The sequence below is a fragment of the Paenibacillus sp. FSL K6-1330 genome (assembly GCF_037976825.1).
GTDB lineage: Bacteria > Bacillota > Bacilli > Paenibacillales > Paenibacillaceae > Paenibacillus_AQ.
This window is the reverse complement of the sequence record NZ_CP150269.1, coordinates 1,227,301-1,245,361: the sequence shown is the minus strand read 5'-3', so window position 1 is coordinate 1,245,361 and position 18,061 is coordinate 1,227,301. Positions and strand designations below refer to the sequence as shown.

The following is an 18,061-nucleotide window of genomic DNA, read 5'->3' as shown; positions in this document are numbered from 1 at the left end:
GATGATGTTATTATGCTGTCAGGAAACGAATGTTCGTTAAAGCGCAAGAATACTCATAATTATCAATTCGACATGATGTTCCTAGTTCCTATAATATCATACTTACAAGTAGTTCCTTTGGATTATTATTAAGAAGGTAGTCCCCTGAGATGGATTTATTGAATATGGATATCTCAGGGGGCTCCCTTTAGTGTTGATGTATCTGATCAACAAGCGATTTTTGCTCGTTAATGGTGGGTATCGGAATTAATAACTTGCCAAAGTTTTGTTTGGATATAAAGCTAATGGTACTACTGGTTACATATTGTTTAACTTGTTCCCTGATTACAAAAGAATTTAGCAAAATCACAAGATAGCTCGGGTCGATAATTTCTGGGTCTACCTTTAATCTCAATAAGTGGTCATGAAAAAGAAGTCCTTGGTTTTCCCGCTCTACAATTGAAGCTGGGCCTATAGTACCTTTATGCCGAAATAATACATCATCCACGTTGAGGGTTTCCTTATCTCGGGGGTGTTCGACCAAAATAGTGTCAAACTCATCCTTAAGCGTAAGTACTTCTATGTTCTTCGATTTCACTATCCCAATTTCAATCTCTCCGTTCTTTTCCTTTGTTGGATTAACCCCGGAATCAATAGTTAAGCAGACCTCTTCCAATGTATATACATTCCCACATCCCCGAATCTTCTCTTGAAACTCAGAAATTTGGGGATTAAGTGCCGCATATGTCCATAGTGGATTTTCAATCAGTTCTGAATACGGTAATTTAACTACTGCCCCAATAGCATCATTAGGAACTTTTATGCTATAATGACTACTAACAATTTTATCGATTTTTTCTAAGATAGTTTCCTTGTCTTCATTTTCCAAATGGCTAAGTTGCAGCTTAATCATTTGGATTTTTTCTTTCCTCTCTTCTTCAGTTAGCCAAGGTATAGTTATTTCCTTCAGGTCTGACAAGCTGATTCTACGGATAACTGCACCTTTGCTTCTTGCCTCGAATTGATCCCTAACATATTCAGTCGTTAGAGCACAATAAAGATAAAGCGGGTCTACCTTTGGAGTAACAACTGCAAAAATGTCTGATACCAGGATAAACCGGTCCTGAGGTGAGGAAACAATAGTCGGTACCATTACCCCAACTTCTACTAGCGGGATCAACATATCTCCTGCCGTCATACGATAACGCAGCCTTTTGGAAACTTCCTCAGTTACCTCTTTACATTCCGTTATCATTCCGGTCCTTTTATCGATACAACTCCCATCTACGTATTGCAAATACTCCTCCCTCTGATCAAATTTCACCCTGCGACTGTCCGGTAAAATATCACACACCTCTTCTAGCAGCCTTGTTTCATCATAAATCCTCTCAGATGGTTGCTTAAGGTAAAATATAGGCTCCCATCTTTCTTGCAACTTATCGTATTCGACTAATTTAATTCCCACTGTTCATCCCTCCAGCGATCAATTGGCATAGTTCATTAAATTCATCGATATCCACAGGGCTAGTTTTCAGTTTCCGGTCTAGCTTGACATGACTGAAATCGGCCATTATAACTTCCTTTGGCTTAACTAATTCCGCTGCTTTTTTTTGCAGTAATATCATACATGTTGATACCCCTGCATAAGGCATAAGCGAATTGGATGGCATCGTTATAATCGCTTTAACATGTGCTTCCTTTAGAAGAGACTCTCTAACTTTTTGCGTACTTCCCCCTTTGAAAAGAAATCCCGCTGAAAGCAGCGTTAACACATAGCCCCCAGGCTTTACTATTCTCATCGCTCTATCAAGGCACAGCAGATCAACCTCAGTCGTTTTTATTTCCCTCAATAGAATACTTCCTTCTGGATTAATGTCCAGCGCCGAGACCTTCCCCGCAATAGGAGCGTTATAAACCACAAGATCTACAACTGACTCGTCAACGTTTTCAGTTACAATGTTCCTTTGTTCCGCCACAACATTTAAATCCAATAACAAAGCCAACTTTTGTTGTATTCTAACAAGACTTTCTTTTAATTCATAGGAGACAGCCTCTTTAACTTCCAGTTCATTAATGAGTCCCCTTTGGGTGAAACCAAGCCCTGAAGTTATATCAGCAATATTAACTGGACAATTTCCAACCGTTCCGAAGAACGCGCCCGGGCCAAAGCCACACTGAAAAAAACTATTTCTCTGCCTCTCTGAGTAATGTATCAACATCACAATATGCTCTTTCTGGCATCTCGTCCCAAAATGAAGTAACAGCAGATACATAGGCTTCAAGGTCTTTTTCTGTGACTCTTAATGTGTGCCCATTTAGCAGAACTGCGCCATGCAATTCCAGAGTATCAAATGAATCACCAGATAGATCACTACGAAAGAAATCTGGTCTTATCTTTCTCAACTTATCCGCAGACTCACCATTGCCATGCTTAATTGTATTTGTAAGAAACTTTAGTTCTCGAATTTTTGTCCATGAAATAGTATCCGGGATATTTATCCCGTGCAACCTGAATATTGTTTGAACTTCTTTGAACTCCAATGCCTTTTTAATAAATGTAAGGTCATGGCTCAACTCATTAATTGTAAAGCGAATAAGCTGCTGTTCCCAAGTATGATATAAAAGAGAAATTGTCATCAGTAAGTGATTGGACTTCATAGTCAATAACGATAGATACATTTCAACGCTTTCCTCTTGTGCCCATTCTGCTACTGAGGCAGTATCAGTATCTTCCCCTCCTGGATACTCTCGGAATAGTTTATTTCCATATTCCTTTGATTCCTCTTCTATATTGCTAAAGTAATCTTTGGTTTTATTATAGTAATCTAAAACTATCGTTAGCTCTTCTTGATGTCTTTTAATTGTTGGTTTCCAAAATAATAGTTGAGTCTCCCCCATAATCAGCACTCCAATCTATAAGGAATTAACAGGTACTCCCATTACTTGATTTCACTCGTATCTAACTTTCCACCTTTAAAGGTGGCTGTATGATCTAATTATCTTCGATCACTTATGAAAGGAACAGGGTAAATGTATGGCAAAATAATCTATCTATAAGCCGTAACGTATCAATTTTTCGTTGTCTATGGTAAGATTCTCCGCGTTGTCTGTAACGGCAAGGTTAAATCCAGTATTCACCAACCATTTAATTTTTGTTAATATATAACTATCATATTTGGGAAGTAGCGTGATTACCACGAGTACGCAGTTGTATCTTTTAAATAGTATAATAGAAGAATATAAGAATACTGGAGCCTTCAAAAGCATTGATATAGCATTTGAATTTTTCTCTGCCGAGCAAATACTAAAGGATAAAGATATTGGTTCCGAGGAAATCGAGTCTGGTCTTATCGGGGCTTCACGAGATGGTGGAGTTGATGGCTTTTTTGTATTCTTGAACGGTGAATTCATCTATGATCCAGATGAAATTAAAGCTACTAATCAACCAACGCTTGAACTTCACCTTATGCAATATAAAAATTCTAATTCCGTGGAAGAACTTGTCGTAGACCGCTTTATCGCATCAGCAGAGCATATTTTTCAACTCGGTACCGATTTTGATACTCTTAGTGAAATTTTCAATCCTGCACTAATTGAAAAAATAAAACTATTTCACAGTACATGGATGAAGATTGCTGGACGACATCCAAAGATTCTCGTGAACTATTATCACGTATGTAAGGGCAATAAAACCAAAACATTAGGTCCTGACACACAGAACGATGCATATCTAAGAAAAATGGTTCTGCTATCGCAAAAAGTTAAAAACACTGGTGGAAACATTATTGAGTACTCATACCATATTGTAGATGCCGAGTCTTTGATGGAATTATCTCGAAAAAATCCAACATACTCTTTACCATTAAAATTAAATGAAACACCGATTACAATCGATTACCAGCAAGAACAAGGTGGATATATAGCATCGACAACACTTTTTGAGTATTATAAATTCCTCTCTGACTCAGACGGAACACTTCGTAAATATTTATTTGAATCAAACGTAAGGGATTATCAAAACAATACTGATGTAAATCAAGAAATTGGAGAAACAGTTACTGAAAAACCTGAGTTTGATTTCTGGTGGCTTAATAATGGGGTAACAATTATTGCTGAAAAAGGCACCTTGGCCGGAAAAACACTCCACTTAGACAACATTCAGATCGTTAATGGTCTACAAACTTCTTACACTATATTTAATGCATTATCAAACGGCTCCTTCGAGGACGATAAAAGGTCACTACTACTTAAAATAGTTATCACAGGAAAAAAGGAAACTTCAGACGCAATAATTAAATCCACTAACTCACAAAATTATGTTCCTCCTTCTACTTTAAGAGCAACTGACACAGTACAGAGGAATATTGAGGAGTACTTACTATCTAAAGGTTTCTACTATGATAGAAGGAAAAATTTTTACAAGAATCAAGGAAAGCCAAGAAATAAAATAATATCAATTAAATATTTATCCCAATGCTTAACCGCACTTGTACAAAAAAATCCATCGAAAGCAAGATCTAATCCCACCACTCTTACAAAAAACGAAAAAGACTATAGACGTCTTTTTCCTGTAACCAGACAACCAGAAATTTACTTAATAAGCATTGAAGTTATGAAACAGGTTGAGCGTACATTAAGGAGCATGGTTACAACTACTGCTCAAGAGGATGCAATTGCGACTAACTATCCTTTCCACGTTGGAAGAATTTTGGTGTCAGTAATACTTAATAATGCAGATTATAATGATCGAGAGTTTGCTGGAATTGATACTGATAATGTCAACGAAGAAAATATTACTATCGCTTTTTCTATTCTAAAAGAGATTCTCTCTGATTATCAAAAAACGAGCTCACAACAAGAGTTAATAAACATTGCAAAAAACATCACTTTTAGTGATCATTTGACTGAAGAGCTAAAAAATAGACCTGAATTAGTTTCTCCAAAGAACTAAACAAGCACATTAAGCTGAACTATCTAGCTCCTCCACTAATTTTGTGGAAGGAGCTTATTTTTTTTTATCCTATTAATACCTGCCTTGCATTCCACAAATTTTACGCCGTCACTTATGGTACGGTTCCCCGCGAATAATCTTAAACGGCCTCACTTAGTCAAGTGCTACACTACTGACAATTCTAACACCGCAAAAACAAATGGGGACGCGAAATCACTAAGCGTCCCCATTTGGTCCCCAACTCCCCTATTCACTCACTCAAAACCCTTATAAATCAAGGAACAGACACTCTCCACATGCACCGTATGCGGAAACATATCCACCGGCGTTACCTCCACCGTCCGATACCCACCATCCTCCAGCACCCTCAAATCTCTCGCCAGCGTAGACGGGTTACAGCTCACGTACACCACCCGCACCGGCTTCATCTCAAGAATTGTCTCTAGCAAACGCGGATCGCACCCTTTACGCGGAGGATCGACCACGATGACATCCGCCTCAATACCCTGCTCTTTCCAGCGTGGAATTACATCCTCAGACGCGCCGACTTCAAACTCCACATGCTTCATGCCATTGAGCTCCGCATTCGCACGCGCATCCTCGATCGCTTCCTTCACGATCTCGACCCCATATACCTTCTTGGCATGCTGGGCCAGGAACAGAGATATCGTACCGATACCACAATAGGCATCGATCACGGTCTCTTCCCCGGTTAATCCCGCATACTCCACCGTTTTATCGTACAGTACTTCCGTCTGAACCGGGTTCACTTGGTAGAAGGACCGCGCTGAAATCGCGAACTTCACATCGCCGATATAATCATGGATGACCTCGCGCCCCCACAGGACGCGGGTCACATCCCCGAAAATAACGTTCGTTTTGCGTGTGTTCACGTTCTGACAAACGCTTACCACGGCAGGGAGCTCTTCACGGATCGCAGAGATCCACTCGTTCACGCGCGGTATCCGCTCGCCGTTCGTGACGAGCACAATCATCATCTCGCGGGTAGCAAAACCAATCTTGACCACGACATGGCGAAGCAGGCCTTGGCCTGTCTCTTCATTGTAAGCGGTGATGCCTAACTTCCGTCCAATGGCTTTGACGCGGCTGACGACCTCGTCGTTCTGCTCATGCTGGATGAGGCACGTCTCCATGTCCACGATCCGGTGGCTGCCCCGGGCGTAGAAGCCGCCAACCAGGCCGCCTTCCGTTACGCCGATCGGCACCTGGGACTTGTTGCGATAGCGCCAAGGCTCGCTCATACCGAGTGTCGGCCGCACGAGGATCCCCTCTTGATCTGAATCATCGCCGGACACGGCAGGATACGCCCCATTGGTTTCAGAATTCTCAATGTCCCCTCCACCATCTGTGCCATTCCGCTCGTTGCCCACACGCGTCTCTCCGGCACCTTCCGCCTCACGCACCACCCGCAGCTTCCCGATCCGCTCCAGATTGTCCACCACCAGCTGGCGCTTCCATTCCAGCTGACCGGCATAACTCATATGCTGCAGCTGGCAGCCGCCGCATTGGTCGTAGATCGGGCACGGGGCCGCGATGCGGTTCGGGCTCTGCTGGACCAGCTCCAGCAGCTTGGCGTAGCCATACTGCTTCTTGGTCTTGAGCACCTTCACCCGGGCCTTCTCGCCCGGCAGGGCGCCCTGAACGAACAGGGTGTAGCCGTCTGCACGGCCAACTCCTTCCCCGTCATGGTTCATTCCTATAATATCGATCACGACCTCGTCATTCTTGGCCACCGGCAGGTCCAGGAGGGCCGCCGAAGCCGCCGGCTTGCCGCTGCGTCGCGTGTCGCTTCCCTTGCGGTTCTTCTTCATGATGTGCTGTTCACTTCTTTCCGTTCAACTTGTCCCTTACTACTACTCTATATTCCCTATCGGAGACCTATCCATAATAAAAGCGGATGATCTTCCGTTATCCTTCATTCGCTTAAACAACAAAAAGCTCCCCCAAGGGAGCTTAGCGCACAAGCTCACGTCCATCATTATACGGGAGCCTCGTATGTTATTCAATCCATTCAGCCTGCAAATCCAATCATTTACTTACAAGAGCCTGAAGCCTAAGCGGCGATATCGGCACGATCCATCTCGTTCAATGGCCCATCGCCCCAATCGCCAATCCTTCACTAATGCTATCAGTCCATGCTGAGCCATCGGCAGCAACCATCACATCTTACGCGCCCAGATGCCCTCCGCCTCTGTACCTGCCCCATCTCAGCCAAAAATCCTTAAATGCTGCGGCAGGACGCGGAACGTCCCCGGCAGGACGCCGCCGAACTCGCCGTCCAGGTTCAGCTGAACCGGTCCCGGAGAGACGACCTCCATATAGTCGGTGCGGAAATGCACGACCCGCTTGTCGTTGATGTGCTCGCCGCGCAGGGCGAGCGTAGCTACGCGCACGAACTCCGCCAGATTGCACTTGCGCAGGGCAATGACGTCGAACAAGCCGTCGTCAATGCTTGCGCCCGGCGCGATTTTGTCGAAGCCGCCGACCGAGTTGCTGTTGGCGATGAGGAACACCATGAATTCGTCATGGATCGCCGGATGACCGCTGGCGTTGATGATGAGCTCCTGCGGCGTGAGGCTGACCATTTTCTCGATCCCCTTCAAATAATACGCCAACTGCCCGATCATCGTCTTCAGCTTGCTTGGCACCTCGTAGGTGAGCTCGGTCAGCGTACCGCCGCCCGCGATATTGATAAAGTAACGATCATTCGCTTTGCCCACGTCAATCGGACGCGTCTCGCCCCGAATCACTAGATCGCAATACTCCTCCCAGTTCTTCGAGATGCCGAGCGCCCGCGCAAAATCGTTCGTGGTGCCCAGCGGGAAAATACCGAGCGGCGGAAGGTTATCCCTGCCAGCCATCCCGTTAATGACCTCATTGAGCGTACCGTCTCCGCCGGCTGCGATCACAAGATCGTAGCCGCGTTCGACGGCATCTGCCGCTTCACGGGTCGCATCCCCCTCTCCGGTTGTTGCATGACAGGAGGTTTCGATGCCAGCACTGTCCAGACGGTTCAATATATCAGCAAGCCGACGCTTCATTTCCTCCCGGCCGGAGGTTGGATTATAGATTAACCTTGCATTTCTCATTAACGATACGCCACCTACTTATGATTTCAAGGATAGAAGAAGAAGTTTAGCCTGCGACTCCATCCACTGCGGCAGCAGCGGATGCGGAAGCAAGGTTCTGCCTGAATATCGGCATTCAAGCCCCTCGAGCCGATTAGGTATCACCTTCTCCGTAAAATACCCCTCACTTAAAAAAAGCGGAGCTACGATCACATCGCAGCCGCGCTCCATCCATGCTGTCACCTTGTCCCGAACATCGCCGGGACTGAGTAAGGCATAATCCGCGCTTGTTCCGCTTACCTCGCTAACTCGCTGTGCCAAAGAGTTAATACCCTTTTCCCAGCGGCTGCGAAACAGATCATGCCGGCTGCCGTGTCCGACGAGAAGAATAACCTCCTTCGCAGGGTTAACGGACAGCTCTTTCACCTTATCCCATACCATGGCCGCCATCTCGGGGTCGTCGTCCATCGGTGTGCCAAAATGAACCCGGGACTGGACCCGAAACGGCGCCAGGTCCGTCTCCATGTCCGGAACGGCCTTCGCTCCTATAGCATAAGCTATTTCGTCGACATGTGTGCTGCCGGACGAGACAAATAGAGGAATGACCACAATGTCGGTGACACCCTGGTCTTCCAAGTCCGTAATGCCGTCCTGAATCAGACGGCCCTCTACCAATTCCAGGTACGAAGATACGACCGGTATATCCATATGAGAGGCCAGCTTCTGGACGGCTTCGTCCACCAGCGACACCCATTTCTGTTCACGTGAACCATGACTAATAACCAGCACACCCGGCTTCGTCATAAGTTTAACGTCCTAAACGCTCCAGCGTCATTTTATAACCGTCATTGCCGTAGTTCAGGCAACGCTTCACACGCGAAATCGTTGCGGTGCTGGCTCCCGTTTCTGCTTCAATCTGGTTGTATGTGCATCCCTTGCCCAGCATGCGCGCCACTTCCAGCCGCTGCGACAAGGACTGAATTTCGTTAACGGTGCAGAGATCATCGAAGAATACATAGCACTCTTCCACACTGCCCAGGGTTAATATCGCTTCGAATAATTGATCGATGCTTTTATCATTTAGCTTCTTTAATTGCACTGGATGATCATCCCCTATTGTTACTGTGTATAACACTCGCACTCCCATTGTACCCGAGCGGATATAGTATTTTCAAGCATTAACGATTTCACGCACTACAGGACAACCATTAGCCAGAGGCAGCATCCCTTATACACGCTCACATTTCGCATCTCCAGTGCTCGCCAAAATCTTCCTAGGCTATCGCCCGATTCCGCTCCTATCCCGAAAATCGGGACATCCGCCTAAACCCATCGCCCGCCCGCATCATACAGTATTGTATCTTAACTCAAAAAGGAAAGTGATATCATGACGCGTCATTCTCACTATTATCACCGTCGACCGACCAACCAGCGCTCCCTCATTGAAAATGAATCACTGCCCCAGGCGCCATCGCCATACCCTGGCATCTCTCCATACAGCGATTATCCGGAAGTGGGCGAAACCGCGTTATATCCATATACTGACGGTGTAACGGACATGGAGGCTTCGGCTTCGGCTCTGGCTCCATCCACGAATTCCGGCGGCGGTGGCCTGGCAGGTCTCCTTGGCGGAGGAGGCAGCAGCGGCAGCGGCAGTGGAGGCGGATTAAGCAAGCTCCTCGGCGGGCTCGGGGTCAACAATATGAGCGACGTTAAGGGACTCATCGACCGGATGGGCGGCATCGACGGCATCGTCAACAACATTGGCAAGGTACAAAAGCTCATGCAGGGCTTCCAGCAGCTTGCCCCCATATTCTCCGTGCTGGCAGGCGCACTTAAGAAGAAAGGCAAAAGCGGATCCTCTCCAAACACATTTACGGACCAGAATGAGGACGCCTACGAATACAGACCGAGAAGACGCCGCCGTTCCTCGGGAAGCCGGCGCCGCTCCGGCTCGCGCAGACCATCCGGCAAAAGTAGACGTCGCCGTTGATCTATGTAGCTCGGTAGACTTTAAACCGTACCGTCTCAGTCACAGAAACACCGTATCCTTGATCATTGAAGGATATTTGACACAATTGGTTTAGCAGAAACGTTTGAAGGTCGCCATAGGCGGGATCATCCGAACATCATACATCATGCAGCAGGCTCCAGTCTGTTACTCTAGACCGGAGCCATATCCTTTTATCAACCTATATATCCTCATCAGCGCGTCCAGTCCCCTTCGGGGCTGGCTTCTTTATTCTCGACGCTTTCGAGTGATTTTAACCGAAACCAATAGGAGCCGCGCAAACCGGAACGCAGCAGCATCATAATACTGCCCAGCAGGTACAGTACGGTCGGGATTCGCTTCATATGGGGATAGAACATCATGATGCTGCCTGCAATGAACAACAGGCCGGTCGCAATCTCACTGATGACCATGCCCACCTCATAGCGGTTCGTAACGGCCAGCTTTCGTTTTCGCTTCCAAGCCAAGCGAAGCATCCGGCGCAGCAGCCGGGAACGCAAAGGCTCATCTGGTTGACGCGATGAACGCTTCTTGGGATGTGGTTTGAGCCTGAGTTTCATATGCAGTCCCTCCTCTGCAAGCCTTTACCCCTTACGGAGAAACAAGAAACCCCAGCGATTTAGCATTCGCCTTATGATGCAGGACAACCTTTCCCGCCTATCCGATAACTTCCCCAGCAAGGACTTGGACCACCGATACTCTGACTAACATGCCTCTATTTCCGAATGGCATCACGATGTCCACGTCATAATAAACCTTTTTATTTAAACCAGCCTCTGCGCATAAACCACATCACCATGCCCCCGCCAAGCACAAACATGAGAATCAGCACGAAGAAGTAACCGTAATGCCACTCCAGCTCCGGCATATTCTGAAAATTCATCCCATAAATCCCGGCAATCAGGGTGAGCGGCATGAAGATGGTCGTGATCACCGTTAATGTCTTCATGATGGTATTCATCCGGTTCGAATTCACCGATATGTAGCTGTCCCGAAGATCCGCCGTCATTTCGCGGTCGGCCTCGATCATGTCCGCCAGCTTCAGCAGATGGTCGTAGATGTCGGAAAAATAAGCATGGTGCGCGTGGTGCTCCAAATGCTGCGAGTTCACGATCCGGTACAGCAAATCCCGCATCGGCACAACCGTCCGCCGCAGGCGAAGCAGCCTCGAACGCAGCGCAAACACCTGATTCATTAGCTCCTCGACCGAATCCTTCTCGCCTCGGCTTTCCAGCTCGGCCAGCTCGTCCTCGATGGCAAACAAGCTGGGGAAGTACTGATCCACCAGCTTATCCATGATCGTATAGGCCGTGAAGCTCGGACCGTCCTGACCCAGCCGACCCTTACCGGCGACCGAGGTCACGCGTTCCCAAGCGTCATTCATTTCGGGCAGCGCCTTTTCGTGGAAGGAGACAATAAACGAAGGTGCAAGAAACAGATCCACCTCGACAGCTTCCAGAGTATCCGGCTGAAGGGCATGCAGAACAAAAAACTGCATCTGTTCGTAATAATCCAGCTTCGGCCGCTGCAGGATGTGCAGGCAGTCCTCCACCGCCAGCGGATGAAAGTGAAAGTAGCTCTCCAGCATCCGGGCCTCCTCCGGCGTGGGCTCACTGAAATCGACCCAGACCCAGGCGTAATCCTCAATATGGATCTCTTCAAGTGGAAGGCCGATTACCGCTTCATAACTTGGCGTAATAGCGAACGTGCGAATCATGATAAGCTCTCCTTTCCCTGCACCTTCGGTTTCGTTAGACAAAAAAAGCCAATCGCTTCCTGATTGGCCCACTACTATCCATTATCTATGTGTAATTACGTTTTAGAAAAGAATTTTAAATATGATTCCTGCCAGTACAGCCGTAATCGGAATCGTAATAAACCAAGTCACAATAATGCGTCCTGCCAGAGACCATTTCACGGCGGAGAAGCGTTTCGCTGAGCCTACACCGAGAATTGCCGAGGTGATCGCATGGGTTGTACTGATCGGCAGATGAAGCAGCGTAGCCGAGAAAATGACGGATGCGGCCGAGAAGTCAGCTGCGAACCCGTTGATCGGCTCGATTTTGAAAATTTTCGTACCCATGGTCTTGATGATCTTCCAGCCACCGATCGAGGTCCCGAGCGCCATCGCTGTCGCTGCAGAAATTTTAACCCAGAGCGGAACTTCCATCTCTGTCAATTGACCGGAGGTGACCAGAGCAAAGGTGATAATCCCCATCGCCTTCTGTGCATCGTTGGTGCCGTGCGTGAAGGATTGAAGTGCTGCCGTAAAAATTTGCATCGTACGGAAGCCTTTATTCACCGTATGCGGGCTGTGTTTAGCAAAGATAACCTTGAGCAGCTGCATAACCAGATAACCGATCACAAAGGCAATGATTGGCGATAGGATCAACGCCAAGACGATATCCTTAAATCCGGCGTAATTCAGCATGTCGCTTCCCGCGCCGACAAATACCGCACCGGCCAATGCCCCGATTAGAGCATGGGAAGAGGATGATGGCAATCCGAACCACCAGGTAACCAGGTTCCAGATGATGGCTGCAAGCAATGTTGCAATAACAACCTCGATCCCGTTATCCAGCTTGGTCGGATCCGCGACGCTGCCGCCGATGGTTTTGGCAACCCCCGTGAACATCATCGCACCGATGAAGTTCATGCTGGCTGCAAGCAATATGGCTACCCGCGGCTTCAAGGCCCGGGTTGATACCGACGTTGCAATGGCATTCGCCGTATCGTGGAACCCGTTGATGAAGTCAAATGCAAGCGCCAAAAAAACAACAATTACTAATACTAACATCGTTGTATCCATTGTTCAGGACTCCCTTACGAGTTGCGCATAATGATGGATTCCAGCATATTAGCCACGTCTTCGCAGGTGTCCGTGGTCGTTTCAAGACGTTCGTAAATCTCTTTTTTCTTGATCAGCAGAATCGGGTCAGAGACGGTGGCGAACAGATCCTTGATGCAGATGCGCAGCAGCTCGTCGCCTTGGTTCTCCAGATCGTTCAAGCGGATCGTGTACTCACGAATAGCCAGAAGTTTCTTTTGAGAGAGCAAATGAATGGCTTTCTGAATTTCGTAAGCCGATTGACGCAGAATTTCAGCAAACTGTACCATGTACTCGTCAGGTTTCCCCAAATTGTACATATAGAACCGGGATGCGGTTGCTTCCAATCCGTCCATCACATCGTCCATGCTGGTTGTCAGGTCCATAATATCATCGCGTTCGATTGGCGTGATAAACGTTTTGTTGAGTTCAGTAATGATGGTATGTGTATAGGTATCACACTGGGACTCGTATTTTTTCATTTCATTGGCAAATTCAAGCACATCTTGAAGATTGGAAACGTGCTGCGAAAAATAATCTGCGGCTTGTACCACCGTATCGGCCATATTCTCCAGCGTTTGGAAGAATATATCCTTCTTCTTCAATTTCATACTCTTAACCCCTTTTTTCGATAAATTGCCGCGAACGCCCTCAAAAGATAGACAACCTTGACTATCTTATCACATCCATGGCAGGGTGTGTATAGAAAAGTAACACTCAGAAATGTAAGGAACTAACAAAAAAGAAGATGCATGGATATCGCTTCAATTCTCCTGCCTATTAACATCTCCGTATGAGTGCAAATTATCCCGACAGAGCATCTTCCATCCACATCTTATGCATCAAGGATTCGTAATGGTCACATGGCTTTCAAAAGAAGGCGAATTCGGCACAATGTTGAAATACGTCGTTCCCGGCACCAACGGCACTTCCTTGCCGTCCTTCACGAAACGGATCGCATCGCCCGCTGCGCGTACCCACTGCCCCTCGATGACTTCTCCGCGCTGGAACAGCATCGCTTTCCCGCCCGTTTCCACATTCACGGCAAGCCGGCCCACATCATCCAGCACTTTATGATCCGCCCCCAGCACAATTACATTCGCGGCCTCCAACTGAACGTTATCGTTGAGATCCACATGCGGCGATCCGTTGACCCACCGTTTGTACGTATTGGTCGAACCGTCATACTCATAAGCCACCACATAACTATCCAGTAAAAATTTGATTTCTACCTTCTCCCCGGGTTCACCGGAAACAACCTCCACAGGCGCCGTTCCCTCTGCACCATCGCCGCTTGCAGCCGCCGGCTCCATATAGAACGAATATTGCGGCACTTTCACGTCGTTGCCATAATTAAGCTTGGCTGCTCCTTCACGGAGCTTCTCGTCGCTGGAATACAGATTATGCGGCGCTTTGCGTTCCTTGTCTCTCCAGAAGAAAGAGCCTGCATTTCCGATCTCGTCCATATCCTGCTTGCCTTGCTTTTGGATGATGCTATAAGCTTCAGGGCTGCCACCAGCATGCACAAGAACGCCGCCGTAGCTCTCGCCTAGATTGATCAGATAAGGACGAATGCTGCGAATCGGCCCGATCTTCTCAATGCCGCTCTGGCTTTGGAAAATGCCGATCAAACGCGTGATCCCTCCCTCCGCCAGCACTTCATACACCATGTCCGCTTGTCCCAGACCCGACTGCGGCCTTGCCGCCGGGGCGTTATTGATCATAACGGCCAGCGGCCGCTGCGTCAGTGACGCTTCTAACGGCAATCCGGTCAGAGGTGCCTTATATGGAGAAGATGCATTCTCCTGAGGCACTTCCACTGGCTGCTCGATCGGAGCCTCCACCACCGGCGCCGGGACAGACTCTGCCTGCTGCTTACCACCACATCCGGACAGCAGCAATACTGCCGCCATCGACAGCAAGCTTGTCCTCCATGCGAATTTCCTGAAAGACCCTTTGCTATGCATATTGTTTCCCCCTATGAACGCTCCCATTACTTATTACCCTAAATTTCCAACCTATTTGCCCAAAATTCCCAACCAACAATCAACTTTAGTTTACATTTAATCACAAAATCCGTGCTTTGTCTGTATCGTGCTTTGTCTGTATATAGAAGGGGATACATCCAGATGAATATCAAAGGTAACCCGATTTCTTAAAGCAAGTCTTCGATGTTCACTGAAGAAAAAGACCTGACACCGCAGGTCCTTTTCTTCTTTGCTTAGTCAAAGGCTGTATTTGGGACATATGTAATTGATCAAAGTATCTGGTGGCTGGAATGTTCATGATTAATCATCAGTTGTTCTCGGAGGACAAGAACTTGTACCCTTTGCCGTACTCCCTTTTCCCTCTTAGATTTAGTAAATGTATTTCCCTGAATGGTACCATGTTCTTATTTCTCGACAATACTATTATTAAGCAAATGAACAAAGGCAGCCGATCACGTTGGTCGGCTGCCTCCATTGTTTTATTGAGCTATCGTGTCCCGTTAGCTCAATAGTCTTATGTTTTAATTAGAGTCGCTGCTTATAGTTGTGAGGCTTGCCGAACACCTAATGCAGTGACGTCCCGACGGGCTTAGGGGGCTGGATGTGGTCACTCGCTTCTCAGTGTGACCCGGACAGCCATTGCATTTAAGGAGTTCTCAAAATAGCTATATACTTCATCTGCAATTCCCAGAAACTCTTCAACAAGTACATTACTATCCAAGTAACAAGCATACAGATAATCAATTAAAGCGGAGTCAATCTCACAATAGTTTAATATGGCATTCTTCATCTTAATAATGTCATCTTGCCATACACCTGTATCTTCTAAAACCAAAGAGTATAATGCACGAATTAATCTCTTAGAGTAACCTTTAATTAATCTAGTTTTCATTGTGTTATCACTAGCATTAGAAAGTAAACTATGTCTACGATCTACTTCCTTCTTGGTCTCTGCATTTAAGTCTAAAATGAACTCTGGAGAAATAATTATCGGTGGTACTTTTTCACCAACGTCATGACCATATATGCAAACACTAATTATCTTTACCCAAAAACCCCAATCATTTGGTTTACTTAATACATCGTCAATCGAGCAAATTGTGGTATCAATCTTAGTTACTACTGGATATTCTTCCAAAAGCCTGTCTTTAATATTTGACAATCTTTCGTAATCAATATCTTTGGGATTTACACATACAATAGTAAAGTCTGCATCTGACTTAAAAGGTTTAGCAGTTCCTTTTGGAATCGAGCCACACATATAAATGCTATGAATCTTACCTTTAAATTCGGTAAGTATATTATCTATATACTTATCAACAAAATCCTTATATTCACTTTGTATTACAATTCTATTTATAACTTTTTCTAATATCATATAGACTCCTCCCAAAATAAACTTTCATGACCCAGCCGGGTCACAGGCTATGATGAAAATGTAATCATAGTCTTTTTTCTATCTTTCATTTCCTTCATACTTGAGATGAACCGGCCAGTTCGTGGTTTTTTGCGGTGGTTCGACCCCGTAAAATAAACTGCTCAAACAACCTTGAAGCACAGGCTATCGGACTGCGAGTCCGGATAAAAAAATCTTCGTTTGTTTCGGTTGTCTTTCCGGTTCCATTATTCATGTCGGGGGGGATTTGCCATGTTGGAAGCCATTCTTGAACGCTGCGCCGGACTTGACGTTCACCAGGAAACCGTTGTGGCCTGCGTACTCACCGGACCGCTTGACCGCGCGCCGAAATTGGAGATGCGCACGTTCGGCACCATGACACACGAGCTCATGGAGCTTGGCGAGTGGCTGGTTAATGAAGGCTGCACGCACGTTGCCATGGAGAGCACCGGCATCTACTGGAAATCCGTGTGGAACGTGCTCGAGGCATTCGACCTGGACCTTTTGCTGGCTAATGCGCATCACGTCAAGAACCTTCCCGGACGCAAGACCGACATGAAAGACGCCGAGTGGATCGCCAAGCTGCTGCGCTGCGGGCTCATTGAAGGAAGCTTCGTTCCCACCGAAGACATCCGTGATCTTCGAGATCTGACCCGTTACCGCAAGAAGCTGGTGCATGATGCCACCTCGGAGAAGAACCGCATCCATAAATCGCTACAGGATGCGAACATAAAGCTTACGACGCACATGTCCGACATTTTTGGCGCATCGGGACGGCTGTTGCTCCAGAAGATCGTGGACGGCGAGGTCATCACCATGGAGTTTCTTGAAACCCATATGAGAGGTGCACTCAAACACAAGTCGCCCAAACTGTTGCAGTCCCTCAATGGACGCCTGCGCAAGCATCACCGCGACATGATCCGTTTTTCCTGGAACCACCTCATGTATCTGGAACAACAAATCGAGCAGGTAGAGCAGGATATCCGGGGCCGTCTTGCCAACAAGCAAGAAGCCATGGATCTTCTCACATCGATTCCCGGCATTAACGAACAGGCTGCCTCCATCATCGTCGCGGAAATCGGTACGGACATGTCCGCGTTCAAGGACGATCACCATCTTGCGGCATGGGCTGGCGTCACTCCAGGCAATCACCAGAGCGCCGGTAAAAAAAGGACAAGGGCCAGATCCGGAAACAACCACTTGAAGGCCGTGTTGAGTGAATGTGCGTGGGCTGCTTCCATGACCCGCAATACCAGACTTTCCGCAAGGTACTGGAACTGGGTGAAGCGTCTTGGCAAGAAAAAGGCGCTGGTCGCTTTTTAGGTCATACCCTACTGCGAATCGTCTACCACATGCTCGCAACCAAAACCCCTTATAAAGAACTTGGTGCTGACTATCTGGAACATTTCCGGCAAGAACGTGAGAAGCGACGCGAAGCAGAAGTCATTCGCCAGCTTGAAGCCAAAGGCTTTACAGTCTCTCGACCAGCCTAATCCCTCACCTCCAGCCCAAGGTCTGCCCCGCGGCAGCCCTGCTTCGTCGTGCCTGCAGAGCATTCGGGCAAAGACTCATTTTCATAAAAAAAAACGCCCCAAAGCAAAATGCTCTGGGACGATATTAATCGCGGTACCACCCAGGTTGCTGTATTTTCACACAGCCACCTTAATTGACTATAACGGGTCAAACCGATGGGTATTAGCCATACTCTGGAACTGGCATTTTCAATCAGTACTCTAGGGTTTTCTCAGTCATGAAACCCTTTCCTGTGAAGAGTTTAATGATTTACTTTTGTTCCATCATTGATTTACGGATATTGGTTA

General features: G+C 47.0%; 16 protein-coding genes. 3 read left to right on the top strand and 13 right to left on the bottom strand.

Annotated elements, in window-relative coordinates; genetic code table 11:
• Window positions 1-187: 187 nt before the first annotated feature.
• The 3 genes from NYE54_RS05465 to NYE54_RS05455 are packed head-to-tail and all read right to left on the bottom strand — an operon-like array spanning window position 188 to window position 2,877.
• The gene (locus NYE54_RS05465; RefSeq protein WP_339270610.1) at window positions 188-1,444 is read right to left on the bottom strand and encodes a restriction endonuclease subunit S; all 1,257 of its coding nucleotides are present in this window, start codon (window positions 1,442-1,444) and stop codon (window positions 188-190) included.
• Window positions 1,434-2,198 (bottom strand): N-6 DNA methylase, encoded by a 765-nt coding sequence (locus tag NYE54_RS05460; RefSeq protein WP_339270608.1) that lies wholly within the window; start codon window positions 2,196-2,198, stop codon window positions 1,434-1,436. The genes NYE54_RS05465 and NYE54_RS05460 overlap by 11 nt, the downstream gene beginning before the upstream one ends.
• Window positions 2,164-2,877 carry a hypothetical protein gene (locus NYE54_RS05455; RefSeq protein WP_339270606.1) on the bottom strand — a complete coding sequence of 238 codons (714 nt, stop codon included), beginning with the start codon at window positions 2,875-2,877 and terminating at the stop codon, window positions 2,164-2,166. The genes NYE54_RS05460 and NYE54_RS05455 overlap by 35 nt, the downstream gene beginning before the upstream one ends.
• 289 nt (window positions 2,878-3,166) lie before the next feature.
• Between NYE54_RS05455 and NYE54_RS05450 the strand changes: the two genes are divergently transcribed.
• Window positions 3,167-4,930, top strand: coding sequence for an AIPR family protein (locus tag NYE54_RS05450; protein ID WP_339270605.1), 1,764 nt, complete (start codon window positions 3,167-3,169; stop codon window positions 4,928-4,930).
• A gap of 254 nt (window positions 4,931-5,184) precedes the next feature.
• Here NYE54_RS05450 and rlmD read toward each other — a convergent pair whose 3' ends face one another.
• The 4 genes from rlmD to NYE54_RS05430 all read right to left on the bottom strand — a co-directional run bounded on the left by rlmD (window position 5,185) and on the right by NYE54_RS05430 (window position 9,118).
• Window positions 5,185-6,762: a 23S rRNA (uracil(1939)-C(5))-methyltransferase RlmD gene (gene rlmD, locus NYE54_RS05445; protein ID WP_339270604.1), complete on the bottom strand. Its 1,578-nt coding sequence runs from the start codon at window positions 6,760-6,762 to the stop codon at window positions 5,185-5,187.
• Window positions 6,763-7,158: 396 nt separating this feature from the next.
• A complete protein-coding gene (locus NYE54_RS05440; RefSeq protein WP_076325555.1) occupies window positions 7,159-8,040 on the bottom strand; it encodes a diacylglycerol kinase in 882 nt (293 codons plus the stop codon).
• 18 nt (window positions 8,041-8,058) lie between these two features.
• On the bottom strand, window positions 8,059-8,823 hold the full coding sequence (locus NYE54_RS05435) for a CbiX/SirB N-terminal domain-containing protein (protein WP_339270602.1): 765 nt from the start codon (window positions 8,821-8,823) through the stop codon (window positions 8,059-8,061).
• Between the two features lie 4 nt (window positions 8,824-8,827).
• The gene (locus NYE54_RS05430) at window positions 8,828-9,118 is read right to left on the bottom strand and encodes a YerC/YecD family TrpR-related protein (protein WP_053489879.1); all 291 of its coding nucleotides are present in this window, start codon (window positions 9,116-9,118) and stop codon (window positions 8,828-8,830) included.
• 288 nt (window positions 9,119-9,406) lie between these two features.
• Here NYE54_RS05430 and NYE54_RS05425 point away from each other — a divergent pair, with 288 nt between their 5' ends.
• Complete coding sequence (locus NYE54_RS05425) at window positions 9,407-10,012, top strand: hypothetical protein (RefSeq protein ID WP_339270600.1); 606 nt, start codon at window positions 9,407-9,409, stop codon at window positions 10,010-10,012.
• Window positions 10,013-10,224: 212 nt separating this feature from the next.
• Here NYE54_RS05425 and NYE54_RS05420 read toward each other — a convergent pair whose 3' ends face one another.
• The 6 genes from NYE54_RS05420 to NYE54_RS05395 all read right to left on the bottom strand — a co-directional run bounded on the left by NYE54_RS05420 (window position 10,225) and on the right by NYE54_RS05395 (window position 16,223).
• The gene (locus NYE54_RS05420) at window positions 10,225-10,590 is read right to left on the bottom strand and encodes a YrhK family protein (RefSeq protein ID WP_076325558.1); all 366 of its coding nucleotides are present in this window, start codon (window positions 10,588-10,590) and stop codon (window positions 10,225-10,227) included.
• A 200-nt stretch (window positions 10,591-10,790) separates the two neighbouring features.
• Window positions 10,791-11,747 (bottom strand): magnesium/cobalt transporter CorA, encoded by a 957-nt coding sequence (gene corA, locus NYE54_RS05415; protein WP_339270597.1) that lies wholly within the window; start codon window positions 11,745-11,747, stop codon window positions 10,791-10,793.
• Between the two features lie 102 nt (window positions 11,748-11,849).
• On the bottom strand, window positions 11,850-12,839 hold the full coding sequence (locus tag NYE54_RS05410) for an inorganic phosphate transporter (RefSeq protein ID WP_339270596.1): 990 nt from the start codon (window positions 12,837-12,839) through the stop codon (window positions 11,850-11,852).
• Between the two features lie 14 nt (window positions 12,840-12,853).
• Window positions 12,854-13,468: a DUF47 family protein gene (locus tag NYE54_RS05405; protein WP_053489885.1), complete on the bottom strand. Its 615-nt coding sequence runs from the start codon at window positions 13,466-13,468 to the stop codon at window positions 12,854-12,856.
• A 231-nt stretch (window positions 13,469-13,699) separates the two neighbouring features.
• Window positions 13,700-14,824: a DUF3048 domain-containing protein gene (locus tag NYE54_RS05400; RefSeq protein ID WP_339270594.1), complete on the bottom strand. Its 1,125-nt coding sequence runs from the start codon at window positions 14,822-14,824 to the stop codon at window positions 13,700-13,702.
• A 628-nt stretch (window positions 14,825-15,452) separates the two neighbouring features.
• Window positions 15,453-16,223, bottom strand: a complete 771-nt coding sequence (locus NYE54_RS05395; RefSeq protein ID WP_281478805.1) for a nucleotidyltransferase domain-containing protein — start codon at window positions 16,221-16,223, stop codon at window positions 15,453-15,455.
• 270 nt (window positions 16,224-16,493) lie between these two features.
• On the opposite strand from NYE54_RS05395, the gene NYE54_RS05390 reads away from it, so the two are divergent.
• The gene (locus tag NYE54_RS05390; RefSeq protein ID WP_339270592.1) at window positions 16,494-17,564 is read left to right on the top strand and encodes an IS110 family transposase; all 1,071 of its coding nucleotides are present in this window, start codon (window positions 16,494-16,496) and stop codon (window positions 17,562-17,564) included.
• The last annotated feature ends 497 nt before the right edge of the window (window positions 17,565-18,061 follow it).